This window comes from Sphingopyxis sp. (assembly GCF_041916015.1).
Taxonomy (GTDB): Bacteria; Pseudomonadota; Alphaproteobacteria; order Sphingomonadales; family Sphingomonadaceae; genus Sphingopyxis.
On sequence record NZ_JAYSAH010000090.1, the window covers coordinates 18,463 to 43,942 of the forward strand.

General features: G+C 66.8%; 22 protein-coding genes. 14 read left to right on the plus strand and 8 right to left on the minus strand.

Annotation, left to right across the window (positions count from 1 at the left end):
- The first annotated feature begins 80 nt into the window (after nt 1-80).
- Entirely contained in the window at nt 81-1,715 is a 1,635-nt protein-coding gene (locus ACE3SL_RS13515) for a sulfatase-like hydrolase/transferase (RefSeq protein WP_374526248.1), read from the plus strand.
- Here the strand turns inward: ACE3SL_RS13515 and ACE3SL_RS13520 are convergent.
- The 5 genes from ACE3SL_RS13520 to hutI are packed head-to-tail and all read right to left on the minus strand — an operon-like array spanning nt 1,700 to nt 7,455.
- The gene (locus tag ACE3SL_RS13520; RefSeq protein WP_374526249.1) at nt 1,700-2,266 is read right to left on the minus strand and encodes a HutD family protein; all 567 of its coding nucleotides are present in this window, start codon (nt 2,264-2,266) and stop codon (nt 1,700-1,702) included. The genes ACE3SL_RS13515 and ACE3SL_RS13520 overlap by 16 nt on opposite strands.
- Nucleotides 2,263-3,930 carry a urocanate hydratase gene (gene hutU, locus ACE3SL_RS13525; RefSeq protein WP_374526250.1) on the minus strand — a complete coding sequence of 556 codons (1,668 nt, stop codon included), beginning with the start codon at nt 3,928-3,930 and terminating at the stop codon, nt 2,263-2,265. The genes ACE3SL_RS13520 and hutU overlap by 4 nt, the downstream gene beginning before the upstream one ends.
- Nucleotides 3,930-4,730 (minus strand): N-formylglutamate deformylase, encoded by an 801-nt coding sequence (gene hutG / locus ACE3SL_RS13530; RefSeq protein WP_374526251.1) that lies wholly within the window; start codon nt 4,728-4,730, stop codon nt 3,930-3,932. The genes hutU and hutG overlap by 1 nt, the downstream gene beginning before the upstream one ends.
- A complete protein-coding gene (gene hutH, locus ACE3SL_RS13535; RefSeq protein ID WP_374526252.1) occupies nt 4,730-6,259 on the minus strand; it encodes a histidine ammonia-lyase in 1,530 nt (509 codons plus the stop codon). Before hutH ends, hutG begins: the two co-directional genes overlap by 1 nt.
- Entirely contained in the window at nt 6,256-7,455 is a 1,200-nt protein-coding gene (gene hutI, locus ACE3SL_RS13540) for an imidazolonepropionase (RefSeq protein WP_374526253.1), read from the minus strand. Before hutI ends, hutH begins: the two co-directional genes overlap by 4 nt.
- Nucleotides 7,456-7,538: 83 nt before the next feature.
- Between hutI and ACE3SL_RS13545 the strand changes: the two genes are divergently transcribed.
- From ACE3SL_RS13545 to ACE3SL_RS13585, 9 genes are all read left to right on the plus strand, one after another.
- Nucleotides 7,539-8,894 carry a formimidoylglutamate deiminase gene (locus tag ACE3SL_RS13545; RefSeq protein ID WP_374526254.1) on the plus strand — a complete coding sequence of 452 codons (1,356 nt, stop codon included), beginning with the start codon at nt 7,539-7,541 and terminating at the stop codon, nt 8,892-8,894.
- Nucleotides 8,891-9,595: a histidine utilization repressor gene (gene hutC, locus ACE3SL_RS13550; protein ID WP_374526255.1), complete on the plus strand. Its 705-nt coding sequence runs from the start codon at nt 8,891-8,893 to the stop codon at nt 9,593-9,595. The genes ACE3SL_RS13545 and hutC overlap by 4 nt, the downstream gene beginning before the upstream one ends.
- Before the next feature lie 12 nt (nt 9,596-9,607).
- Nucleotides 9,608-10,696 (plus strand): prolyl aminopeptidase, encoded by a 1,089-nt coding sequence (gene pip, locus ACE3SL_RS13555; protein WP_374526256.1) that lies wholly within the window; start codon nt 9,608-9,610, stop codon nt 10,694-10,696.
- A gap of 80 nt (nt 10,697-10,776) precedes the next feature.
- Nucleotides 10,777-11,067, plus strand: coding sequence for a hypothetical protein (locus tag ACE3SL_RS13560; protein WP_374526257.1), 291 nt, complete (start codon nt 10,777-10,779; stop codon nt 11,065-11,067).
- Between the two features lie 4 nt (nt 11,068-11,071).
- Nucleotides 11,072-11,545 (plus strand): MarR family winged helix-turn-helix transcriptional regulator, encoded by a 474-nt coding sequence (locus ACE3SL_RS13565; protein WP_374526258.1) that lies wholly within the window; start codon nt 11,072-11,074, stop codon nt 11,543-11,545.
- 96 nt (nt 11,546-11,641) lie between these two features.
- Nucleotides 11,642-12,928, plus strand: coding sequence for a hypothetical protein (locus ACE3SL_RS13570; protein ID WP_374526259.1), 1,287 nt, complete (start codon nt 11,642-11,644; stop codon nt 12,926-12,928).
- Between the two features lie 115 nt (nt 12,929-13,043).
- Nucleotides 13,044-14,783: a sulfatase-like hydrolase/transferase gene (locus tag ACE3SL_RS13575; protein ID WP_374526260.1), complete on the plus strand. Its 1,740-nt coding sequence runs from the start codon at nt 13,044-13,046 to the stop codon at nt 14,781-14,783.
- Nucleotides 14,784-14,808: 25 nt separating this feature from the next.
- Nucleotides 14,809-17,049 (plus strand): TonB-dependent receptor, encoded by a 2,241-nt coding sequence (locus tag ACE3SL_RS13580; protein WP_374526261.1) that lies wholly within the window; start codon nt 14,809-14,811, stop codon nt 17,047-17,049.
- 14 nt (nt 17,050-17,063) lie between these two features.
- Nucleotides 17,064-17,663 carry an NADPH-dependent FMN reductase gene (locus tag ACE3SL_RS13585; RefSeq protein WP_374526262.1) on the plus strand — a complete coding sequence of 200 codons (600 nt, stop codon included), beginning with the start codon at nt 17,064-17,066 and terminating at the stop codon, nt 17,661-17,663.
- A 33-nt stretch (nt 17,664-17,696) separates the two neighbouring features.
- Here ACE3SL_RS13585 and ACE3SL_RS13590 read toward each other — a convergent pair whose 3' ends face one another.
- Both ACE3SL_RS13590 and ACE3SL_RS13595 read right to left on the minus strand, forming a co-directional pair.
- Nucleotides 17,697-18,737 (minus strand): sugar phosphate isomerase/epimerase family protein, encoded by a 1,041-nt coding sequence (locus tag ACE3SL_RS13590; RefSeq protein ID WP_374526263.1) that lies wholly within the window; start codon nt 18,735-18,737, stop codon nt 17,697-17,699.
- A gap of 34 nt (nt 18,738-18,771) precedes the next feature.
- Complete coding sequence (locus ACE3SL_RS13595; protein WP_374526264.1) at nt 18,772-19,182, minus strand: cytochrome c family protein; 411 nt, start codon at nt 19,180-19,182, stop codon at nt 18,772-18,774.
- Between the two features lie 156 nt (nt 19,183-19,338).
- Here ACE3SL_RS13595 and ACE3SL_RS13600 point away from each other — a divergent pair, with 156 nt between their 5' ends.
- The gene (locus ACE3SL_RS13600; RefSeq protein ID WP_374526265.1) at nt 19,339-19,956 is read left to right on the plus strand and encodes a gluconate 2-dehydrogenase subunit 3 family protein; all 618 of its coding nucleotides are present in this window, start codon (nt 19,339-19,341) and stop codon (nt 19,954-19,956) included.
- Between the two features lie 14 nt (nt 19,957-19,970).
- Nucleotides 19,971-21,659 carry a GMC oxidoreductase gene (locus tag ACE3SL_RS13605; RefSeq protein ID WP_374526266.1) on the plus strand — a complete coding sequence of 563 codons (1,689 nt, stop codon included), beginning with the start codon at nt 19,971-19,973 and terminating at the stop codon, nt 21,657-21,659.
- 17 nt (nt 21,660-21,676) lie between these two features.
- Here ACE3SL_RS13605 and ACE3SL_RS13610 read toward each other — a convergent pair whose 3' ends face one another.
- Complete coding sequence (locus ACE3SL_RS13610; RefSeq protein WP_374526267.1) at nt 21,677-22,687, minus strand: LacI family DNA-binding transcriptional regulator; 1,011 nt, start codon at nt 22,685-22,687, stop codon at nt 21,677-21,679.
- A 111-nt stretch (nt 22,688-22,798) separates the two neighbouring features.
- Between ACE3SL_RS13610 and ACE3SL_RS13615 the strand changes: the two genes are divergently transcribed.
- A complete protein-coding gene (locus ACE3SL_RS13615) occupies nt 22,799-24,316 on the plus strand; it encodes a sugar MFS transporter (RefSeq protein WP_374526268.1) in 1,518 nt (505 codons plus the stop codon).
- Nucleotides 24,313-25,479 (plus strand): Gfo/Idh/MocA family protein, encoded by a 1,167-nt coding sequence (locus ACE3SL_RS13620; RefSeq protein WP_374526269.1) that lies wholly within the window; start codon nt 24,313-24,315, stop codon nt 25,477-25,479. Before ACE3SL_RS13615 ends, ACE3SL_RS13620 begins: the two co-directional genes overlap by 4 nt.
- The last annotated feature ends 1 nt before the right edge of the window (nt 25,480 follow it).

Below are 25,480 nucleotides of genomic sequence, written 5' to 3' on the forward strand. Positions count from 1 at the left end.
CCCGACCATCTTGCGTTACCTTCCATATAGTGACACATATAGTGCCATAATATAACGGGCAAGCGGGAAGGGGTGCGGGGATGCAGAAAAGATGGGTGGCGCTTGGCGTCCTCGCGCTGCTTGGCGCGGGCGGCTATTGGGGCTTTCAGGCGAATAAATATCGTCTGCCCGGCCTGCTTCAGGATTGGCGCGACCCGGTGCAGCCCAACCGTCCGGTTGCCTGGCAGCAGGGGCCGACCATGGCGCCGGAAGGCAAGCGCTCGCCCAACATCATCCTGATCGTCGCCGACGACATGGGCTGGAACGACATCAGCCTCAACGGCGGCGGGGTCGCGGGCGGCATCGTCCAGACCCCGAACATCGACGCGCTCGCGCATCAGGGGCTGAACTTCACCACTGCCTATGCTGCCAACGCGACCTGCTCGCCCTCGCGCGCGGCGATGATGACGGGGCGCTATCCGACCCGCTTCGGCTTCGAATATACGGCGGTGCCCGTCGAATTCGCCGAAAACCTCGCGCACGGCGCAGGGCTCGGTCCGCTGAAGCCGATCTTCCACAAGGAACTGATCACCGACGACATCCCCGACTATCCCGATATGGGCGTTCCCGCGAGCGAGGTGACGATCGCCGAGGCGGTGAAGGCGGCGGGCTATCACACGCTGCACATCGGCAAATGGCACCTCGGCGAGGCGCCGAATCTGCAACCCAACGCGCAGGGCTTCGAAGAAAGCCTCGCGGTGCTCGCGGGCGGGGCCAAATATCTGGACGACGACGATCCCGACGGGGTCAACGCGAAACTGCCGTGGGATCCGATCGACCGCTTCATCTGGGCCAATCTGCGCCCGGCGGTGACGTTCAACGGCAGCAAGCGTTTTCACGTCAAGGGGCATATGACCGACTATTTCGCCGACGAGGCGATTAAGGCGATCGAGGCGAACCGGAACCGCCCCTTCTTCCTCTATCTCGCTTTCAACGCGCCGCACACGCCGCTGCAGGCGACGAAGGAGGATTATGCGAAATTCCCCCAGATCAAGGACCACAAGACGCGCGTCTATGGCGCGATGATCGCGCAGCTCGACCGGCGGATCGGCGACGTGATGGCCGAATTGAAGCGTGCCGGGATCGACGACAATACGCTCGTCATCTTCACCAGCGACAATGGTGGCGCCTGGTACAACGGCATCCCCGATTTGAATGCGCCCTATCGCGGGTGGAAGGCGACTTTCTTCGAAGGGGGCATCCGCACGCCCTTCTTCATGCGCTGGCCGGGACATATCGCACCCGGATCGACCCGCGCCGACATCACGGGGCACCTCGACATCTTCGCGACGATCGCGGCGGCGGCGGGTGCGAAGCTGCCCGCGGACCGCGTCATGGACAGCGAGAATATCCTTGCCGGCCCGGCCAAGCGCGCCGCGATATACTGGCGCTCGGGCGATTATCGCGCGGTGCGGATGGGCGACTGGAAATTGCAGGTGACGAAACGGCCTGAAAAGGCGCGGCTTTACGACCTTGCCACCGATCCTACCGAACGGCACGATCTGTCGGCCGAGCAGCCGCAGCGCGTGGCCCAGCTTCGCGCGATGATCGAGGCGCAGAACCGGGGGATGGCGAAACCGATCTGGCCGGGGCTGATCGAAGGGCCGGTCCGCATCGACGTGCCGCTCAACGCGCCGTGGAAGGACGGTCAGGATTATATCTACTGGACGAACTGACGGACCAGCTCGGCCGCGGCAACGGGTCCGTCGAGCGATAGCGAAAGTCCGGCAGGTCCGTCGATCAGCAGCGCGTCGTTCGCCGACAGGTCGAACCGGCGCCCGCCGATCTCGACTCTGGCGGTGTCGGTAGCCAGCAGCAGCAAATGGTCCGCCGGCGTCGGTCGCGCCGCTTGCCATCGATCGAGCTTGGCGGAAAAGGTCCCGCGCCGCGCCATGATGTTGAGGACGGTGCAGACCTCGCCCACTGGCGCTGCGCTCACCCGGTCCTCGCCTGCGAACGGCAGCGCCGACGAGCCGGGCCGGAGGCGGTGGGCGGTGTCGCCGACCTTGGCAACGAGTTCGCCATCGAGCAGCATCAGTGCGCGGTCGATCTCCGGAAACCGCGAAAAAGGCCCCGCCGCCGCAATCGTCGCAACGCTCGCGCGCCACAGAAAGCTTTCGTCGTCCGCCCCCTCGGGAAAGACGGCGACGTCGTGTGTGACGCCGCCGCCATTCTTCCACGACCGTGCGACCCGATCCCGCGCACGGAGCAGGCGAACGCCGCTCAACCCAATATGCCGGGGAGGTCGAGCCCCTTCTCGCGCGCGCAGTCGAGCGCGATGTCGTAGCCCGCGTCGGCGTGGCGCATGACGCCGGTGCCGGGGTCGTTCCACAATACGCGCTCGAGCCGCTTCGCTGCTTCGGGCGTGCCGTCGGCGACGATCACCATGCCGCTATGCTGCGAATAGCCCATGCCGACCCCGCCGCCGTGGTGGAGCGAGACCCAGGTCGCGCCCGATGCGGTGTTGAGGAGGGCATTGAGCAAGGGCCAGTCGCTGACCGCGTCAGACCCATCGCGCATCGCTTCGGTCTCGCGGTTCGGCGAGGCGACCGAGCCCGAATCGAGATGGTCGCGGCCGATGACGACGGGGGCTTTCAGCTCGCCCGACGCGACCATCTCGTTGAATGCGAGTCCCAGCCGGTGGCGGTCGCCGAGCCCGACCCAGCAGATGCGCGCGGGCAGGCCCTGAAAGTGGATTTTCTCGCGCGCCATGTCGAGCCAGTGGTGGAGATGGGCGTTGTCGGGGAGCAGCTCCTTCACCTTGGCGTCGGTCTTGTAGATGTCCTCGGGATCGCCCGACAGCGCCGCCCAGCGGAAGGGGCCGATGCCGCGGCAGAAGAGCGGACGGACATAGGCCGGGACGAAGCCGGGGAAATCGAACGCATTCTCGACGCCCTCATCCTTCGCCATCTGGCGGATATTGTTGCCGTAATCGGTCGTCGGAACGCCCGCCGCCTGCAGGTCGAGCATCGCCTGCACATGCACCGCCATCGACGCCTTGGCGGCTTTGGCGACCGCGGCCGGATCGCTCTCGCGCTTGGCAAACCACTCGTCGAGCGTCCAGCCCGCAGGGAGATAGCCGTTGACCGGATCGTGCGCCGAGGTTTGGTCGGTAAGCAGGTCGGGGTGGATGCCGCGGCGGACCATTTCGGGCAATATTTCGGCGGCATTGCCGAGCAGGCCGACCGAGATCGGCGTCTTCGCGGCGCAGCTTTCCTCGATCAGCGCCATCGCCTCGTCGATGCTGTTCGCTGCTTTGTCGAGATAGCCCGTGCGCAGGCGCATCTCGATCCGGCTCGGCTGGCATTCGATCGCAAGGCACGACGCGCCCGCCATCACGCTCGCGAGCGGCTGCGCGCCGCCCATGCCGCCGAGCCCGGCGGTGAGCAGCCAGCGGCCCGAAAGGTCGCCGCCATAATGCTGGCGTCCCATTTCGACGAAGGTTTCGTAGGTGCCCTGAACGATGCCCTGGCTGCCGATGTAGATCCAGCTTCCGGCCGTCATCTGGCCGTACATCATCAGACCCTTCTTATCGAGCTCGTGGAAATGCTCCCAATTCGCCCATTCGGGGACGAGGTTGGAGTTCGCGAGCAGCACGCGCGGCGCGTTCTCGTGGGTGCGGAACACGCCGACCGGCTTGCCCGACTGGATGAGCAAGGTTTCGTCGTCATTGAGGCGCTTCAGCGTCTCGACGATCTTGTCATAGCTTTCCCAGTCGCGCGCGGCGCGGCCGATGCCGCCATAGACGACCAGCTCCTCGGGTCGCTCGGCGACGTCGGGGTGGAGGTTGTTCATCAGCATCCGCATCGGCGCTTCGGTGAGCCAGCTTTTCGCGCTGATTTCGGGGCCGGTCGCGGGGCGGATCACGCGGCTGTTGTCGAGGCGGGTCATCAGAATCCTTTCGCAAAATCGAGGGTCGCGGCGATAATCTGTTCGAGGACGGGCCGGATCACGGGGTTCGGGTCGAGGGGGGAGGGCCAGTTGGCGTGGGTGATCTCGGCGGGTTCGGCCATATAGCCGCGCTGCGCGAGCTCCATCTGGATCGCATGGATGCCCTCTTCGGGGCGGCCGTAGTGGCGCGTCGTCCAGCCACCCTTGAAGCGGCCGTTTACGACATGGCTATGGCTGCTCGCGGCGCAGATGTTCGCGACAAGGCCCTCGAGTTCGGGGGCTGCGGTCGCGCCGCCGTTGGTGCCGATGTTGAACTGCGGCAATTCGCCATCGAACAGGCGCGGGACGTGGCTACGGATCGAATGGGCGTCGTAGAGGACGACTTGGCCGTGCGCGGCCTTGAGCCGGTCGAGCTCGGTCCTCAGCGCGTCGTGATAGGGGCGGTGATAGTGACCCAGCCGCTGGCTGATCTCCGCCTCGTCGGGCTCGCCGAAGCGATAGAGCGGGTCGCCATCGAAGGTCGTCGTCGGGCACAGTTCGGTGGTCGCCTGCCCGGGATAGAGCGAGGCGCCCGAGGGATCGCGATTCATGTCGATGACGCTGCGCGAAATATCGGTCGCGACCGTCGTCGCGCCCAGATCGGCGGCGAAGGCATAGAGCTCGGCGATCCACCAATCGGTATCTATCTGCGCGTGCCACGGCGAGACGAATTGCTCGTCGAGCCCCGCAAGGCCGGTGCCGCCATGCGGAAAGGCGACGACGAGTGGTGCGTCGCCGCGATGGACGCGCAGCCAATCCATCAGCCGAGCCCCGGCAGGCTAGCAGGTATTGCGGCGACGAGGCTGCCCGAGCGGATCAGCGCGGTCGCCGCCTCCATGTCGGGATGGAAATGGCGGTCGTCCTCGAGCGCCGGCACCGCCGCACGCAGATGCGTGTGCGCCGCTTCGAGGGCGTCGCTCGATGTCAGCGGCGCGTGGAAGTCGATCCCCTGGCACGCCGCGAGCAGCTCGATTCCGATCACCGCACTGGCATTGTCGGCCATGTCGAGCAGGCGGCGCGCGCCGTGCGCGGCCATCGAGACATGATCCTCCTGATTGGCGCTGGTCGGGATCGAGTCCACACTGGCCGGATAGGCGCGCTGCTTGTTCTCGCTGACGAGCGCCGCGGCGGTGACCTGCGGGATCATGAAGCCCGAATTGAGCCCGGGGCGGGGGGTCAGGAAAGCGGGAAGTCCCGAAAGTGCGGGATCGACAAGCATTGCGATGCGGCGCTCGGAGATCGAACCGATCTCGCACAAGGCCATTGCGATCATGTCGGCGGCGAAGGCGACGGGCTCGGCGTGGAAATTGCCGCCTGACAGCGCCTCGTCCGTATCGGCGAAGATCAGCGGATTGTCGGAAACGCCGTTCGCCTCGATGCCCAGCGTCGTTCCGGCCTGCCGCAAGAGGTCGAGTGCAGCGCCCATCACCTGCGGTTGGCAGCGCAGGCAATAAGGGTCCTGCACGCGCGGATCGTCGACCGCGTGCGAGGCGCGGATCGCCGATCCCGCCATCAGCCCGCGCAGCGCGTCGCCGACCTCGCGCTGTCCGGCATGGCCGCGCAGCGCATGGATGCGCGCATCGAACGGCGCGTCGGAGCCTTTCGCGGCCTCGGTCGACAGCGCGCCGGTGATGAGGGCCGAGCGGAACAGGGTTTCGGTGCGGAACAGCCCGGCGAGCGCATTGGCGGTCGAGAATTGCGTGCCGTTGAGCAGCGCGAGCCCCTCCTTGGGGCCGAGATCGAGCGGCGTGAGCCCCGCCTGCGCGAGTGCTTCGGGGGCGGGCAGCGTCTGACCGCCGACTTCGATTTGGCCGACGCCGATCATCGCAGCGGCCATATGCGAAAGTGGCGCGAGGTCGCCGCTCGCGCCGACCGACCCCTGCGATGGCACGACGGGGGTCAGGCCCTTTGCCAGCATCGCTGCGAGCATCGCGACCGTTGCGCGCTGCACCCCCGACGCACCCATGCCGAAGCTCGCGAGCTTCAGCGCCATCATCAGCCGCACGATCGGCGTCGGCGACGGAGCGCCGGTGCCTGCGGCGTGGCTGAGCACGATATTGCGCTGAAGCGTCGATAGCTCATCGTCGGCGATCCGCACGCTCGCGAGCTTTCCGAAGCCGGTGTTGATGCCATAGACGGGCGCGCCCTTCGCGACGATCCGCGCGACCGCGGCGGCGCTCGCGTCGATCGCATCCCACGCGGCCGTATCGAGCGCCGCGCTTGCGCCCTCGTAGATCGCGTTCCAGTCGGCGAGCGTCATCGCGCCGGGGGTGATCGTCACCATATTCATTGTCCCATCCAGATTCGTTGGTGCAGCGGGTTGAAGCCGATCCGGCCGACCAGATCGGCGGGCCGCTCGATGTCCCAGATCGCGAGGTCGCAATGCTTGCCGACCTCCAGCGTCCCGGCCTCGCCCTGCATCCCGAGCGCCTTCGCGGCGTGGCGCGTGACGCCGAGCAGGCATTCGTCGACGGTCAGCCCGAATTGCACCGCCGCCATGTTCATCGTCAGCAGGATCGAGGTCAGCGGCGAGGTGCCGGGGTTGCAGTCGGTCGCGAGCGCGATCGGGACACCCGCGGCGCGCAGCGCGGCGACGGGCGGCAGTTTCGTCTCGCGGAGAAAATAATAGGCGCCGGGCAGCAGCATCGCGACGGTTCCCGCCTCCGCCATCGCGGCGATGCCTTCGGCGTCCAGATATTCGAGATGATCGGCCGACAGCGCGCCATGCCGCGCGGCAAGCGCGGCGCCATGCTGGTTCGAGAGTTGCTCGGCGTGGAGCTTGACCGGCAGGCCGTGCTGCGCGGCGGCGGCGAACACGCGCTCGGTCTGGGCGGGGGTGAAGCCGATAGTCTCGCAAAAGGCGTCGACCGCATCGGCGAGCCCCGCCGCCGCGATGTCGGGCATCATCGTCTCGCAGACGAGATCGATATAGCCATCGGCATCGCCCGCATATTCGTGCGGGAGCGCATGCGCGCCGAGGAAGGTCGTGCGGATCGTCACCGGCCTGACTTCGCCGAGCACGCGGGCGGCGCGCAGCATCTTCGCTTCGTCCGCCGCCGACAGGCCATAGCCCGACTTGATCTCGACCGTCGTCACCCCCTCGGCGATCAGGGCGTCGAGCCGGGGGAGGGCGCTCGCCACCAGATCGGCCTCGCTCGCGGCGCGGGTCGCGTGGACGGTCGAGACGATGCCGCCGCCGGCGCGCGCGATCTCCTCATAGGAGGCGCCCTTCTGGCGCAGTTCGAACTCGGCAATGCGGTCGCCTGCGAAGACCAGATGCGTGTGCGGGTCGATCAGGCCGGGGGTGATCCAGCGCCCCTCGCAGTCGATAACTTCAGCCGCCGGCGGCGCATCGGCCATCGGCCCGACATAGGTGATCGCGCCCGCCGCCATGCCGACCGCGCCATGGTCGATAGCCCCAAGGCCGGATACGCCCTCCTGCATCGTCGCAAGGCGGGCATTGGTCCACAGGCGGTCGCTACGCATCGGGCCTCTCCTGCTTGCTGGCCGACTCAATTATGTATATACATTAATGGCAGACGGATAAAGATGTCCAGATGGGATGATCGATGGCGCTTTGGTGCGAGCAGGCATGGCTTTCGGACGGTTGGCGGAGCAGCGTCCGGCTGACGGTCGAAAAGGGCCGGATTTCCGCCATCGAAACCGGGGTCGAAGCCGCGCCGGACGACGAGCGCCACGACATTTTTCTGCCCGGCCTGCCCAATCTGCACAGCCACGCCTTCCAGCGCGGTATGGCGGGACTCGCCGAGCGCGCGGGGACGGGTAACGACAGTTTCTGGACCTGGCGTGAGGTCATGTATCGCTTCGTCGATCGCCTCGATCCCGAAGGGATGCGGGCGATTGCCGCGCTCGCGCAGGCCGAGATGCTCGAAAGCGGCTTCACCCGCGTCGGCGAATTTCACTATCTCCACCATGACGTCGATGGCCGGCCATATGACGACCTCGCGGTCATGGCGGGCGCGATTGCCGAGGCTGCTGCCGAAACCGGAATCGCCCTGACCCTGCTGCCGGTCTTCTACGCCCATTCGGGCTTCGGCGGCATCGCGCCGACGCACGGCCAGCGGCGTTTCATCAACGGCGTCGACCGGTTCGCGAAATTGCTCGAAGAATCGCGCGAGGCGGTCGCCGGTCTCGACGATGCGCTGGTCGGCGTGGCGCCGCACAGCCTGCGCGCGGCGACCGCGGACGAGCTGGCAAGCGTCGCGGCGATGGCGGCAGGCGCGCCGGTCCATATCCATATCGCCGAACAGGTCCCCGAGGTCGAAGCCTGCCTCGCGTGGAGCGGCGCGCGGCCGGTCGAATGGCTGATGGAGAATGCTGCGGTCGGCCCCGACTGGTGCCTCGTCCACGCGACGCACATCACCGACGCCGAGCGCGCCGCGATCGTGGAGAGCGGCGCGGTCGCGGGCCTCTGTCCGATCACCGAGGCGAACCTCGGCGACGGCCTGTTCCCCGCCCGCGAGTTTCTCGCCGAAGGCGGGCGTTTCGGGGTCGGGTCGGATTCGAACGTCGAGATCGACGCCGCCGCCGAGCTCCGCCTGCTCGAATATGGCCAGCGGCTCGCGCATCGCGGCCGCAACCTGCTCGCGGGCGGCGCGGGGCAGTCGACCGGCGCGAGCCTCTATCGCGGCGCGCTTGCGGGCGGCGGGCAGGCGCTCGGGCGGCCGGGCGCGGGGCTCGTGGTCGGCGAAGCGGCCGACATCGTCAGCCTCAAAGCGCGCGACCCCTTCTTTGCGGGGCGCTCCGGCGACGCGATCCTCGACAGCTGGATCTTCGGCGGCGCCGCGCGCCTCGTCGATTGCGTGTGGCGCGGCGGGGTCAAGCGGGTCGTCGGCGGGCGTCACATCGCGCGCGACGCGATCGGCGCCCGCTACCGCGGTACGATCGCACGGCTCTTCGCATGAAGCCGGGCGGTGCCCTCCATGCCCGCATCCGCCGCGAGATCGAGGCGCGGATCATGTCGGGCGAATGGAAGCCCGGCGACCGCATTCCCTATGAGCATCAGTTGATGGCGAGCTATGGCTGCTCGCGGATGACCGTGAACCGCGCGTTGCGCGCGCTGATGGAGGCGGGGCTGATCGAGAGCCGCCGCCGTGCCGGCACCTTCGTCTCGCACCCGCGCATCCACCGCGCCGCGCTCGAAATTCCCGACATCCGCGACGAGATCGCCGCGCTGGACGAGGCCTATCGCCTCGACCTCGACCGCCGCGAGGTGCGCGCTGCCAACGAGGAGGACAAGCGCCTGCTCCAGATCGACGGCGGCGAGGTGCTCGCGCTCGAATGCCGGCACCATGCGGGCGGCCGCGCCTATGCGCTCGAACGCCGCCTGATCAACCTCGCCGCGGTTCCCGAAGCCGCCGAAATCGACTTCGCGGTCGAGCCGCCGGGCTCGTGGCTGCTCGCGCATGTCCCCTGGACTGAGGCCGAGCATCGCATCACCGCCTTCAACGCGGGCGCCAAGGAACTCGTCGCGCTCGGCATTTCGGCGGGCGCGGCGTGCATGGCGCTCGAACGCTGGACGTGGCGCGGCGAGGAGCGCATCACCTATGCGCGGCAGGTCTATCCGGGCGACCGCCACGCCCTCGTCGCGCATTTTCGGCCTTGAAGGAAAAGCCCCATGGATTTCTCGCGTCTCGAAACCAGCAGCAAGATCGGCGACGGCTGGGTCTATCCGGCGGCGGCCGCGGCGAACAGCGGCTGGCTGGAGGTCGATGCCGCGGCGGGGCACCGCATCTATTGGGAGGAATATGGCCCGGCGGATGGCGAGCCCGTGATGTTTCTTCACGGCGGGCCGGGGGGCGCCTGCTCGCCCGAGATGGCGCGCTTCTTCGACCCCGCGCGCTATCGCGTCATCTTGTTCGACCAGCGCGGCTGCGGCAAGAGCGAGCCCAATGTCGCCGCCGCCGGCCCCGCCGCGGCGCTCCGCAACAACACCACCGCCGACCTGATCGGCGACATCGAGAAATTGCGCGATGCGCTCGGCATAAGCGGGCGGATGCACGTCTTCGGCGGAAGCTGGGGCAGCACGCTCGCCATGGCCTATGCCATCGCTTTCCCGCAGCATTGCGCCAGCCTGATCCTGCGCGGAATCTTTCTGGGCGCGGCAGAGGATCTTCTCTATCTCTATCAGGGCAATGCCGCGACATGGCACGAGGCGCCCTATGCGCTGACCGCGCCCGGCGCCTATATCGCCTATCCGGGCGAATGGGGCGAGCTGCTGTCGGTGCTGAGCGTCGCCGAACGCGGCGACGTCATGGCGTCGTACAAGGCGATCTTCGACATGGTGCCGGCGACCGGGCAGGAGCGTGAGAAACAGCTCCATGCCGCGCTTACATGGTCTTTGTGGGAAGGCGTGATCTCGAACATGATCCCCGAGACGGCATCGACCGGCAAGTTCGGCGACGCCGATTTCGCGCTCTGCTTCGCGCAGATCGAGGCGCATTATTTTGCGAACGACCTGTTCATCGAACCCGGCCATTTGCTCGGCAGCGCCGCGACGCTCGCCTCGATCCCGGTCCATATTGTCCATGGCCGCTTCGATCAGGTCTGTCCGCTGACGCAAGCGTTGCGGCTCGTTGCGGCGCTGCGCAGCGCGGGCGCCGAGCCCGCGGCCTATGTCGTCACCAACGCCGGGCACAGCGCAATGGAGCGTGAGAATGCGCTCGCGCTCACCGCGATCATGGACGGCCTGCCGCGCATCGCCTGACAAGCCTTTCGAAAAATCAGGCCGAATGGTTGCGTCGTTCGGGTCGGTAGGCAACAAGCGCGCGGCCCACAGGAGATTTTATGCGCTTTGTCCTCGCTCTGCTGCTCGCGCCCGCCGCCCCGGTCCTTCCCGTCGCCTCGCCCGCCATGGCGCAGGCGGCGCCGGCCGCGGCGCTGCTGCAGGTCCTCGATCGGGCCTTCGACGCGCGGATCGTGCTGCACACCGAGGCGCAGGCGCAGCCCGGCTTCAAGACCAATTACGACCGGCTCGACGATTATCCCGGTGCCGCGGCGTCGCTCGGCGAGGGCGCGCTGCCGCGGAACATCCTCGAGGGGCGGGCCGATCGCTACATCGCGGCGAAGGGGCGGTAAGACGATGGACAGCCCGTTCCTGATGATGAACCTGCTGAGCGCCCTCTACTGGTTCGACGAAGCGCTCCAGGCCGCGCTCAAGGAAGCGGGGATTCCGAACGTCAGCCGCGCGCAGTCGATGCTGATCGCGAATATCTCCGCCGGCGAACATCGCGCGACGCGTATCGCACGCAACCTCGGCGTCACCCGCCAGGCGATCAGCCTGATGCTGAGCGAGCTTGAGGCGCGCGGCATCGTCGAGATCGTCCCCGACCCCGACGACCGCCGCGCGCGGATCGTCCGCTTCGCCGAACAGGCGAACACCACGCGCCGTGCCGCCGCGAAGGCGCTGCATTATCTTGAACTCAAGCTGGTCGAGCGGATCGGCCTGCCCGCCTATCACGGCCTCCGCGATGCGATGCGCATGGACTGGGGTGATCCGCCGCGCGTGCCGCCCGAGGCGATCGAGGAGGCCGCGCGGCAGAGTGCGCAAGAATGAGGCTTCGTCAATTTAGTTAAGTTACTTGACATTATTCCCGTCGCGACTCATTCTCGCGCCAACAGCCGATTCAGGCTTGCCGGGAGGATGGATGTCATGACTATCGCCGTTCAGACGCGCAAAGTGGAGGCCGCAGCCGCAGAAGAAGCTTTCGCCGATCGCCGCATTCCGGCGGGCGGCGACTGGCTCTCGCGCGAGGAGCTCGATGCGCTGACGCCCGAAGAGCTGGTGCGCCGGACGACCGCGCTGAAGCCGCTCGTCGCCGCGCACGCGCTCGAATGCGAGCGGTTGCGGCGGCCGGTCGATGCGGTCTGGGATGCGATCCGCAAGACCGGGGTCTTCTATCATTTCGTGCCCAAGCGTTACGGCGGGCTTGAATTCGACATCGACAGCTTCATCGACGCGATGCTGCCGATCGCCGAGGGGTGCGGCTCGACCGGCTGGGTCACCGCCTTTTGCGTCGAGCATAACTGGATGCTCTCGCAATTTCCCGAGAAGCTGCAGGACGAAACCTTCGGCGGCGCCTTTCCCTATATCATCGCGCCGGGCGCCACCAATCCGCCGGGCGTCGCTGCGCCGGTTCCCGGCGGCTATCGCCTGACCGGCCGCTGGAAATGGGGTACGGGTGTCATGCACGCCGACTGGGTGATGGTCACCGGCATGGTCCCCGGTGAAAGCCCGCCGCGCCAGCTTTTCTTCTCGCTGCCGGCCGAGGAGGTCGAGGTTCTCGACACCTGGCACGTCGACGGGATGATCGGCACGGGCAGCAACGACATCCGCTGCGACGACATATTCGTCCCGGAGCATCGCGTGATGGACATGGGCGAAATGCGCAACGGCAACGCTCCGGGCGCGAAGATCCATGCGCACAACCCGATCTACCGGATGCCGATGACCCCCTTCCTCGCGATCACCGCGGCGATCGGCGCGGTCGGGGTCGCGCGATCGGCGGTCGATCATTTCAAGGAACGCATCGGCGTCCGCACGATGCTCGGCACGACGGTCAAGCAGAATGAAAAGGCGTCGGCGCACATGCGACTCGGCGAAGCCGCGGCGAAGACCACCACCGCCGAAATGATCCTGCGCGAGGTCGGGCGCCGCAATGTCGCGCTGACCGAGGCGGCGGGCGACGGGCTGGTCAGCAATGCGGACCGCATCGCGCTGCGCGCGCAGGTCGCGCTGGCGATGGACCTTTGCCGCGATGCGATCCGGCTGCTGGTCGAGGGTGCGGGGTCGAGTGCGCATATGACGAACAGCCCGCTCCAGCGCGCGCTGCGCGACGTCAATGTGATGGCGAGCCACGTCGTCTACGACTTCGACGGGGCGACCGAATTGCTGGGCCGCTCGCTGATCGATCTGCCGCCCAATACGCCGATCTTCTGAGGCGTAAATCTTCCGGCGCCGAAATTTGCGCAAGCAACTTGACAAATATTTTTCGGCGTCCATTATCTTAGCATACTAAGAAAACAGCGGCACGACCGGCTTTGGGAGGTGCGGGATGCACGACAGGGCAGAGATCGACCGGCGGACCTTGCTTGCCGGTGGCGCGGCGGCCTTGGTCGCTGCGAAAGGCGCGAGCGCCGCGGAGGGCGCCGCGCCGGCGCGGTCGGGCAAGGTGCGGGCAGGTAAAGCCCAGACGCCCCGCCGCCCGAACATCCTCTTCATGGTCAACGACCAGGAACGCGCGCTCGCCGACATCCCCGCCGGCCTGCCGCTTCCCGCGCACGACTGGCTGCGCGAGCGCGGCATCCTCTTCGATCGCTATCATGTGAACACGACGCCGTGCGGCCCGTCGCGCTCGAACATCTACACCGGGCTGCACACGCAGCACACCGGCGTTTACGCCAATCCCAATTCGCCGCCGCACCCCGAACTCAAACCCAGCATTCCGACGATCGGGACGATGCTGCGCCGCGCGGGCTATCGCACGACCTACAAGGGCAAATGGCATCTTTCGAACATCAACGAAGGGCTGAATCTGCGCGGCGTCGCCGGCGGCATCTATCCGAACACCAGCAACATCCTCGAACCCTTCGGTTTCTCGGGCTATAATTTCAACGGCGAGCGCGAGGGGCTGTCGTGGGAAGGCTTCATGAGCGACGGCGTCACCGCGGCCGAGGCGGCGAGCCAGCTTCGTACCTTCGCTGACGACGATGACGATGCACCCTGGTTCATGGCGGTCAATTTCGTCAATCCGCACGACATCATGTTCTATGACCCGAGCGGCGAGGGCGAGGCGACGCGCGCGCGGCCCAACCTCGTCGCGCCGCTGCTCGCCGCGCCCGGCGATCCGGTTTACGAACGCGACTGGAATTTTCCGCTGCCGCGCAGCTTCGCCGCCGACGATCTGTCGCGCAAGCCGCGCGCCCATGCCGCGATCAACGCCAGTTCGGGCGCCTTCTACGGCCGGATGCGGCACGAGGACGAGGCGGTCTGGCGCCGCAACCAGAGCTATTATTTCAACTGCATCCGCGACGTCGATCGCCATATGCAGACGGTGCTCGACGCGCTCGTCGCCTCGGGCCAGCTCGAAAACACGATCATCGTCTTCACCTCCGACCATGGCGAGCGCGCCGGTGCGCACGGGATGCGGCAGAAGGGCGGCACCATCTACAAGGAGGATGTCGGCGTGCCGCTGATCGTCGTTCATCCCGACCTTCCCGGCGGGCGCACGACCCATGCGCTCGGTAGCGCGGTCGATCTCGTTCCGACGATGCTGTCGCTCGCCGGGGTTGACGAGGCGGCGCGGCGCGAGATGCAGCCGAAGCTGGTCGGGCACGACCTGTCGGCGGCAATCGCCTCGACCACCGCGCGGACGAGCCGCGACAAGGCGGGTATCTTCTTCAACTATGCGGTACGCTATGGCTGGAATGCGCCCGACGTTCCGCCCGGCGTGGCCGAGACCAAGCCGCTGCCCGACAACGACCTGATGCTGCGCCGCCTGCATCGCGGCGTCCACGACGGCCGCTACAAGTTCGCGCGCTATTTCGCGCCCGCGCAGCATCATATCCCGCGGCGCTGGGACGACCTCGTCGCCTATAACGACCTCGAACTCTACGACACGGTGGCCGACCCCGACGAGATCGACAATCTCGCCTGGCGTCCTGCCGCCCACAAATCGCTCATCGAACGCCTGAATACCCAGACCAACGCGCTGATCGCGGCCGAGGTCGGGGAGGACAAGGGCGCCGAATATCCGGGTCCGGCCGCACAATATGACACGCTGAAACTGGCCTGACCCATTCATCCTGGGGAGAGGGATTATGAGGACCGGAAGATTGCTTTGCGGCGCCGCGCTGGCGCTCGCCATCGGGACGCCCGCCTTTGCGCAGCAGGCTGCACAGGACGGCGCAACCGCGCGCGATGACCAGACGATCATCGTTACCGCGACGCGCCGCGAGCAGACGCTGCAGGAAGTGCCGATCTCGGTCGCGGTGGTCGGCGGCGAGCAGCTCGAGCAGAAGGGCACATTGCTGTTCGACGATGTCGCGGACGGCGTTCCCAACCTCCAGATCGACCGCACCAACGGCAATTTCGCGATCACGATGCGCGGGCTCGGCGCCGGCACCGGCAATCTGTCGTTCGAGCAGTCGGTCGGCCTGTTCATCGACGGCGTTTATCTCAGCCGTTCGCGCGCCTTTCAGAACCCGCTGCTCGACATTCAGCGCGTCGAGGTCGTGCGCGGGCCGCAGGGCGCGCTGTTCGGCAAGAATACCAATGCGGGCGCTATCAGCGTCGTCACCCGCCGCCCGACGCGCGAGTTCGAGGGCTTCGTGCGCGCGAGCGGCGAGGTCGAGCATGGCGGCTGGAACCTCGACGGCGCCGTGTCGGGGCCGCTGTCGGACACGATCAGCGTCCGCCTGACCGGCCGCGCCGGCGCGATCGGCGATTATATGAAGAATACGCTGACCGGCCGCGACGAATTCGGGTCGCATTATGAAGCGGTGCGCGGCCAGATCCTGTGGGAGCCGAGCGACACTTTCGAGGCGCTGGTCAAGGTCGAGCATTCGTCGAACCGCGTCGACGGCGGCGCGCTGGTGTTCAACTATATCGGCGATGCGAGCTGCTTCCTTTGCAACAAGGTGCGCAATTCGGGCGCCGACGTCCCCGAATATCCGTCGTTCCGCCGCGCCTCCGCGGGAACCACACCCGAATATGACAATACCAAAACGACGATGGCCCAGCTCACGATGAACCTCGATGCCGGCGACTGGCGCTTTACCTCGGTGACCGCCTGGCAGGACCTGAAGGGCGGCGTGAACATGGACTATGACGGTCCGCTGACCTTTCTGGAATCGGACATCACCGAACAGTCGAATTCGCTGTTTCAGGAAGTGCGCGCGCAGCACCCGATCGGCGACGATGGCGCCTTCATCGCCGGGCTGACCTATATCGACACCGATTTGCATATCCAGCAGGCCTCGACCTTCAACGCGCAAAGCGCGGGCCTTCCCGCCCCGCTCAACGGCCTGTCGCTCCGGCAGTTCAACCAGACCGGCAAATCCTGGTCGCCTTTCGTGTCGGTCGAAGTTCCGGTCGCCGAGCGGATCATGCTCAGCGGCAGCCTGCGCTATTCGCACGAACGCCGCGTGGGCAATGCGATCTCGAGCAATGTCGGCGTGTTTCCGCCGACCTATCTGCCCTATGATCTGACCGAAACGCGCAAGGAGAGCCTGTGGGACTATTCGGCGCGCATCCGGTACGAATTCTCGCACGATGCCTATGTGTATCTGAGCTATGCGACCGGCACCAAGGGCGGCGGCTTCGTGTCGAACGACGCGCTGCTCCTCTTCAATATCCAGAGCGGGTTCGCGACCTTCCAATATGATTCCGAACGGGCGCGGTCGTGGGAACTCGGCGGGAAATTCCGGTTCCTGGACGGCAAGGGACAGTTCAATGTCGCGCTGTTCCGTACCAATTTCGCCGACCTGCAGGTGTCGGAATATAATGGCACCGCCTTCATCACCGGCAACGCAGCGTCGGCGATCGCCCAGGGGATCGAGATGGACGCGAATGTCGGCATCGGCGACTATTGGCGCGTCGGCGGCAGCTTTGGGTATCTCGATGCCCATTACAAGGATTATCCGGGCGGCGCCTGCCTCTATAATGCCCCGCCTACCTGCAGCCCGCGCACCAATAATCTAGCCGGCGTTCGCCTTGTCCGTGCGCCCGAATGGACGGGCAATGCGTTCATCGAGGCCAAATATCCGGTGTCGGGCAGCCTCTATGTGCTGGGCAATGTCTCGGCGAACTATCAGTCGCGCTCTTTCTTCCAGCCCGACATGAATCCGCTCAATTCGCAGCCCGCCTTCACCAAATATGACGCGCGGCTGGCGGTGGGCCGCGAGGACGGCAAATGGGAGGTCGCGCTGGTGGGCCGCAACCTCACCAACAAGGTCACCACGAGCCAGGGTTTCAATACCCCCACCTTCGGCGGCAACAGCCACATGGCGCTCGTCGGCGCGCCGCGAACGGTGACGCTGCAGCTGTCGCTCGATTTCTGACGAGGGAGAGGCGCGTGCCGCAACCCGAGCTCTTGCTGCTCGCCGGGGGCATCCGCGGCGGCTCGCTCAATGAAAAGCTGGTCGACTGCGCGCTGCAGGCGGCGCGCGACCGCGGCCTCGGCGCGACGCGGCTTTCGCTGTCCGACTATCGCCTGCCGCTCTTCGGGGCCGACGTCCTGTCGCTCGACGAGGTGCCCGAGGCGCTGGCGCTGAAGGCGATGTTTCGCCGCCACGACGCAGTGATCATCGCCAGCCCCGAGCACAATGGTTCGGTCACGGCGATGCTCAAGAACGCGCTCGACTGGCTTTCCTGCCCCAGCGAGGGCGAGGCGCCGCAGGCCTATCGCGCCTTTCGCCGCAAGCCTTTCGGGCTGCTGTCGGCCTCGTCGAGTCCCTTCGGCGGACTGCGCGGCCTGTCGCAGCTTCGCCATATCCTGACCAGCGTCCACGCCTGGGTGGTGCCCGAACAGCTCAGCGTCCCGCACGCCCACCGCGCCTTCGACGAGGGCGGCGCGCTGGCCGACCCCTTGCTCCGCACGCTCTTGGGCGAACTGGTCGAGGCGGTCGCCGGCGCGGCGCGGCACCGGGGTCAGGATCTGCCGCTTGCAGGATGAGGGGAGGACATGCGGTGCAGACCGCCTGTGCCGTTACCCGCCGGCCTGCTTCTGCCCGCCGCAGCTCAGATAGTCGAACCCGATCTTCGCCGATTTTGCAGGGTCGGAGGGGAAGTCATACTCATAGATATAATAAGCGATCTGCGGTCCCGCGGCCTCGATGACGCGGCGCCAGTCGGTCGTTCCCGCGCCCATGTCGGTAACCGAGCCGGTCGCCGAAAGGTCCTTCATGTGCAGCAGCGCGATGCGGCTGCGATATTTGGTCAGGAAGGCGAGCAGGTCGTCGAAGCGGTCGGGCTTGAACGCGAGGCGCGCCCAGAAGATATCGACCTCGAACTGGACGAAGCGCGGGTCGGTGTTCGCTGCGACGATCTCCCACGCGCTGGTCATCACCGGCTTGCCGTCGCCATGATCATAGGGGAAGCGATTGTCGAACTCGCCGGTGTGGTTGTGGACATAGAGGGTCAGCCCCTCGGCGGCGGCGGCCTCGCCGAGCGCGTTGAGGTTGCGCGCGGTTTCGAGGACATGGTCGAGCGTGTCGAGTCCCGGTCCGCCGAAGCCGCCCGAGCCGATGAAGCGTTGCCCGCGCGCCTTCGCCGCGGCGAGAGTCGCGGGCCATTTGTCCTTGTCGAGGTTGGCGTGGCTCGCCACCGCCTGCAGGCCGTTGTCCTTGAGGAGCTTCGCATAGCCGGCGGGATCGCTGCCGCCGATCAGGTCCATTCCCTCGATATTGCGATAGCCGATCGCCGCGATCTGCTTGAGGACCGCCTCGAGCTTTGTAGGATCGGGCTTCGCGCCGGCGAGCTTGGCGAAGGAGGGTTTCAGCCGCTCGAACTTCTCGGCGACGGGCAGCGTGTCCCATTCGGCGGGGACGGGGATGTCCGCGAGCGTGCTGGCGAAGACATAGGTCTGGATCGCGATCTTCTCGACCGGCAGGCCGAGGCATTGGGCCGCGACGGGCGCCTTCTTGTGGGCGCCATGGTCATGCGCGCCATGGTCTTGCGCGGACGCGCCCCCGGCGGCGAACGCCGACGATATCATCAAAAGCGGTGCGATGTGGCGACCCTTCATCATCCTGTCCCTCTCGTTTCTCGTTGTTTGCCCGCCTTCAGCGCAGGCTTTGCACATAGTCGATGATCGCGGCGCGCTTGGCGGGGTCCGAAACCCCGGGGTAGCTCATGCGATTGCCGGGTACGACCGCCTTGGGGCTGGCGATGAAGGCGTCGAGCGTCTTGCGATCCCAGCGCAGCTTCGCCTTCGCGAGCGCGGGGGAATAGCGAAAGCCCTTCGCCTGCGCGGCGGGCTTGCCGAAGATGCCCGCGAGGCTCGGCCCCATCCGGGTGACGCCGGCCTTGTCCGAATGGCAGGCGGCGCAGGCCTGAAAGGCGGTACGCGCCTTCGCCGGATCGGCAGGAGCTGCGCCGGTGGCGGTCACGCTGGGCGCTGCAAAAAACAGCAGCGTGGTCGCGATTGCCGACAGGCCGGCGATCCGCGGCACGGGCATGGCCTTCTTATTCATCCTCGTCCCTTCTTCCCCGCGCATCCGTATATGTAAATGATTACATATGACATGGCTTCGCGATCATTCGTTCATATATTTCTATCGATTTACCCTCTTGCACGGGGTTTTGCAATCGATTACGCAATGATCATAACATAAGCAAGGGAGAGGTCAATGCCATCCGCTCAGACTGCCGGCGGCGCCCTTACCGGCCGCCGTGATTTGCTCAAGCTCGCCGCCTTTCTGGGGGTCGGGCTGATCGCCCCTGCGGCGCGGGCCGCGATGGCGGCGCCCGTGCCATGGTCGCCCGACACGCGCGCGCTGATCGCCGCCGTCGCCGAAACGATCCTTCCCGCGACCGATACCGGCGGCGCGAAAGCGGCGGGGGTGCCGGCCTTCATCGAAATGATGGTGGCCGACTGGTTCGATCCTGCCGAACGGACGCATTTTCTGGACGGCATGGCGGCCTTCGGCGACGGCGCGCGTGCCGGGCACGGCAAGGCGTTTGCCGACCTCGCCGAGGCCGCGAAGAATGACTATTACGGCAAGCAGCTCGCCGCTGCCGAAGCGGCGATGGCGGCTCCTGTCGCGGGCGGGCGAGCGCGCACGCCGTTCGCCGCGCTGATGAAGCGGCTCACCGTCTACGGCTATTATACGAGCGAGCTCGGCGGATCGGTCGAGCTCCGGTCGGACATGGTCCCGAACGAATATGTGCCCGACGCGCCGTTCAAGCCGGGCGACCGCGCCGAGTCCTTCATCCTCTATTCGCTGTCGCCTTTCAGCGCCTACTGACCGGGAGCCTCACCATGTCGAATCAGGATTTCGATGCGATCGTCGTCGGCTCGGGCATTTCGGGCGGCTGGGCGGCGAAGGAGCTGACCGAAAAGGGGCTGAAAGTCCTGCTCATCGAGCGCGGGCGCTCGATCACGCCCGAGGATTATGTCGGCGAGCATAAGGCCGACTGGGAGTTTCCCTTCCATAATCTGGGCGACCGGCACCGCTATGAGCGCGACTATCCGATCCAGCGCACCTGCTATGCCTTCGGCGAGGCGACCGACCATTTCTTCGTCAACGACAGCGCGCATCCCTACGGCCAGGATGCCGAGCATCCGTTCAGCTGGATTCGCGGCTATCATCTCGGCGGGCGCTCGATCACCTGGGGACGGGTCACGCCGCGGCTGGGGCCGATCAATTTCACCGAAAATGCCGAGGACGGCCATGGCGTCGACTGGCCGATCCGTTATGAGGACATCCGGCCCTGGTACGATCATGTCGAGCGCTTCATTGGCGTGTCGGGACAGTCGGACTATGACGCCCCCACGGCACCGGTCGGCCGTTTCCAGCCCGGAATGCCGCTCAATCGCTGCGAGGCGCATGTCGCCGACGGGATCGCGAAAACCTATCCCGACCGCCGGCTGATGATCGCGCCGTCGGCGATCCTGACGCAAGACCTCGGCGACCGTGCGGCGTGCCATTATTGCGGGCCGTGCCAGCGGGGCTGCTCGACCGGCTCCTATTTCAGCTCGATCAGCTCGACGCTCCCCGCCGCCGAGGCGACGGGCAACCTCACCATCGTCACCGACGCGATCGTCGAGGGGCTCGATCATGATCCGAAGGCGGGCAGGGTGTCGGGGGTGCGCGTCATCGATTCCGCCAAGGGGACACGCACCACCTATCGCGGGCGCATCGTCTTCCTCAACGCCTCGACGCTGGGCTCGACCCAGATCCTGCTCAATTCGACGAGCGAGCAATATCCGGACGGCCTCGGCAACAAGAGCGGGGTGCTCGGCCATTATCTGATGGACCACCTGATGACCGGCGGCGCCTTCGGCATCGTGCCGGGGATGCTCGACAGCCAGCCGATCGGCAATCGCCCCGCGGGCCTCTACATGCCGCGCTTTCGCAACGTCGGAAAAAAGGATGCGCCCTTCCTGCGCGGCTATGGGCTGCAGGGCGCCGCGGCGCGCTCCAACTGGACGCGCGGGGCGATGACGCCGGGGTTCGGCGCGCCGCTGAAGCAGTCGCTGCGCGAGCCTGGGCCGTGGTTCATCTACATCGCCGGCTTCGGCGAATGCCTGCCCTATTACGACAACCGGCTGAGCCTCGATCCGCAAAAGAAGGACAAATGGGGCATCCCGATCCTCAACACGCGGTTCGAATGGGGGGCGAACGAGAAAGCGATGGCCGAGGATATCTCGAAGGAAGCGGTGGCGATGCTGACTGCCGGCGGCGCGGTCGGCGTGCAGGCGATCCGGACCGCGATCCCGCCGGGCGGCCTCGCGATCCACGAAATGGGCACCGCGCGGATGGGGCGCGATCCCAAGACCTCTTACCTCAACGGTTTCAACCAGTCGCACGAGATCGCGAACCTGTTCGTCACCGACGGCGCGTGCATGACATCGACCGCCGCGCAGAACCCGTCGCTCACCTATATGGCGCTGACCGCGCGCGCCGCGAATCATGCGGTCGAGCGGATGAAGGCCGGCCAGCTCTGACCGGGCTCGCGGCGCGCTCAGCGGGCGGGCGGCGGCGCGGTGCTTTCGCGCACGACAAGTTCGTGGGGCAGGGTGATCGACGCGACGCCCTCGGCCTTTTTGGAAAGGATCGCGAGCAGCATCTCGACCGCCTTGCGGCCGATCGCTTCCTTGGGCTGGCTGATCGTGGTGAGCGCGGGCTGGAAGGCGCGGGCGTAGCGGATGTCGTCGAAGCCGACGACCGAGACGTCGCGCGGGCAGTCGAGACCGCGTTCGCGCAGTGCCGCGATCGCCCCGATCGCCATTTCGTCGCTGAAGCAGAAGATCGCGGTCGGCGGATGATCTTCGGCAAGCAGTTCGTGGGTCAGCGCTTCGCCCGAATCGACCGAAAAATCGCCGGTGCGGACCAGAACCTCGTCCCACAATCGCTGCCCCGCGGCGGCGCCCTGCACCCCGCTCAGCCGGTCGCGGCTGATCGGGCTCAGCAGCGGGCCGGTGATTACCCCGATCCGGCGATGGCCGAGGTCGTAGAGATGCTGCATCGCCTCGGCCGCCGCGACGGCGTTGGCGATATGGACGCTCGAGACGTTAAGTCCCGGTTCGAATTCGCAGCCGTTGACGATTGGCGCCTCGGCGCCTTGCTTGGCGACCAGCGCGACCATGGTCGGCGCGAGCCGGTGGCCGAGGAAGACCATGCCGTCGGCCTCGCGGCGGGTCAGCATCGCGGCATAATATTCCTCGCGCTCGCTGTCGTGATGCGTGTCGCCGATCAGCAGCGAATAGCGCGCGGCGAGCGCGGCCTCCTCGGCGCCGCGGATCACCGCCGAGAAGAAGGGGTTCGAGATGTCGGGAACGGTCAGGATGATCCGCTGCGACCGCGTCGTCCGGAGGCTCTGCGCGGCATAGTTGGGCGCATAGCCGAGCGCCTTCGCCGCCTGCAGTACCTGGCTGCGCCGCGGTTCGCTGACCGCGCCGGGGTTGCTCAGCGCGCGCGATACCGTCGCCGTCGAAACCCCCGCCGCGCGCGCCACATCTGCAATTGTCGTCATCCGGAAAACGTTCTCTCATCATGAAAAGCGTTGGGAAGCTTAATATTATTGGCCTTGCGATTCAACGCCGCTGTGCATAATGTAATCCATTACAAAAATAGGGAGAGGGATGTGGACGGGGCATTTGATTCGCGGCGGCGGCTGTTCGGCATATCCTTCGCCGCGATCACGGCGACCTCCTTCTGCTTCGTTCTGCGCGCGATGGTCGTCGACGAATGGGGCGTCGCCTTCGGGCTTTCGGAGACCCAGAAGGGCGAATTGCTCGGCGTCGGCCTGTGGCCTTTCGCGATCACCATCGTGCTGCTCAGCCTCGTCATCGACCGGATCGGATTCCGCCGCGCCTTCGGTTTCGCCGCCGCCTGCCATATCGTGGGCTTGGGCATATTGGTGACGGCGAGCGGCTACTGGCCGCTCTATATCGGCACCTTCATCATGGCGCTGGGCAATGGCGCGGTCGAGGCGGCCGCCAATCCGCTGATCGCGACCCTCTATCACGAGGACAAGCCGCGCTGGCTCAACCGGCTGCACGCGGCCTGGCCGCTCGGACTCATGCTGGGAGGAGTCTTTGCGATTGCGCTTGGCGGAGCCGTCGACTGGCGGGTGAAGACGGGAATTATGGCGGTTCCGGTTCTCGTCTATGCCGCGGCGCTGTTCGGGCAGCGCTTCCCGATCAGCGAGCGCGTCGCGGCGGGCGTGTCCTATCGCGAGATGCTGAAGGAAGCGGGCTTCGTCAGCGCCTTCGTCATTCTGTCGCTGATGTGCATGGAGATCGGGCGCGTCGCCGACTTGCCGGGCTGGGCGATCGTTTCCGCCGTTGCCGCGCTGACCGCCGTTTACGGCGTCTATGCCCGCTCGGCCGGGCATCCACTCTATGTCATCCTCGTCCTCGTGATGATCCCGCTCGCGATCACCGAACTCAGCACCGACAGCTGGATCGTGTCGCTGATGGAGCCCGAAATGGCGCGATGGGGAATCGAGGCGGGCTGGGTGCTCGTCTATACCGCCGCGCTCGTCTTCGTGATCCGGCTGTTCGCGGGGTCGATCGTGCGCGTCGCGACCCCGCTCGGGACGCTCGCCATCGCGTCGGGGCTTGCTGCGGTCGGCCTGTTCTGGATGGCGGGCGCGACCGGCGTGGCGCTGCTCGCGGCGGCAACCCTCTATGGCATCGGCAAGAGCTTCTTCTGGGGCACCAGCCTGGCGGTCGCGTCCGAACGCTTCCCGCGCGGCGGCGCGGTGACGGTGAACGTCATGGCGGGCGCCGGGATGCTCGCGGCGGGAATCGTCGGGGCGAGCCTGCTCGGCACGATCCAGGACCGTTCGACCGCCGCCGGGCTCGCGGCCTATGACCGTGCGCACGAAACCCGGCTCGCCGACACGCATCTGTCGGCCCCGCAGCATGGCGTGTTCGGATCGTACCGCGCGCTCGATACAGCGTCGGTCGCGCGAGCCCCCGAAACCGAGCGCCGCGCGGTCGAGACGGTGGTCGTCGAGGGCAAGAAGGGCGCGCTGCGCGAGGTCGCCCTGCTGCCGGTGCTGATGATGGCGATCTATCTCGCGCTGATCCTCTTCTTCCGGTCGCGCGGCGGCTATGCGCCCGTTACGCTCGCGGCGGCACGGAGCGAGGCATGACCGTGCCCGCTGGTATGGTGCCCCTTGCCATGGCGATGGTCGGTGGCGGCCCCGGCTCGTTCATCGGGCCGGTGCACCGCATGGCGGCCGAGCTCGACGGCGCGATGCGCCTGCGCGCGGGTGTGTTCAGCCGCGACCACGCGCGGTCGCTGGAGGCGGCGGCGGGCTATGGGATCGATCCGGAGCGCGCCTATCCCGATGTCGCGACGATGCTCGCGGCCGAAGCGCGGCGCCCCGATGGCATCGCCTTGGTCGCGATCGCGACCCCCAACGACACGCATCTGCCGATCGCGGCGGCGGCGCTCGCGGCGGGGGTGCATGTGATCAGCGATAAGCCAGCGACCGCGACGCTCGCCGAGGCGCTGGCGCTGCAGAATCATGTCGCGGCCTCGGACGCGCTTTATGCGGTCACTTATACCTACACCGGCTATCCGCTGATCCGCGAGGCGCGCGAGCGCATTGTGCGCGGCGAGCTGGGCCGCATCCGCCGCATCCATGTCGAATATCCGCAGGGCTGGCTCGCCGAGCCGGTCGAGCGGGGCAACAACAAACAGGCCGGCTGGCGCACCGATCCCGCGCGGACGGGCGTCGGCGGGTGTATTTCGGACATCGGCGTCCATGCGCTCAACCTTGCCGAATATGTGTCGGGCGAGCGGATCGAGCATCTGCTTGCCGATCTCGCGGCGGTCGTGCCGGGGCGCAGCCTCGACGACGATGCGACATTGCTGCTGCGCTTCGCGGGCGGCGCGCGCGGGCTGGTCGCGGCGACGCAGGTTGCGGCGGGCGCGCGCAACGATCTCCGCCTCTCCATCTGGGGCGAGCGCGGCGGACTGCAGTGGTCGCACGCCGACAGCCAGCATCTCTATCTGCGCTGGCCCGACCGCCCGGATGAGATCGTCAGCGCAGGCGGACCTTGGCTCGGGCCGGTGGCGGCCGCGGCGACGCGGCTGCCAGCCGGGCATCCCGAAGGTTTCATCGAAGCGTTTGCGAATATCTACCGCGATTTCGCGGACGCGATCCGCGGTTCGATGCCGATCGCCGAGACCCCGCTTTGCGGGATCGAGGATGGCGTGCGCGGGCTGCGCTGCGTCGATGCCGCGCTCCGTTCTTCCGCAGCGGGCGGCGCATGGCAGCCGGTCGAAGCAATCGCCCCGCGACCCTGAC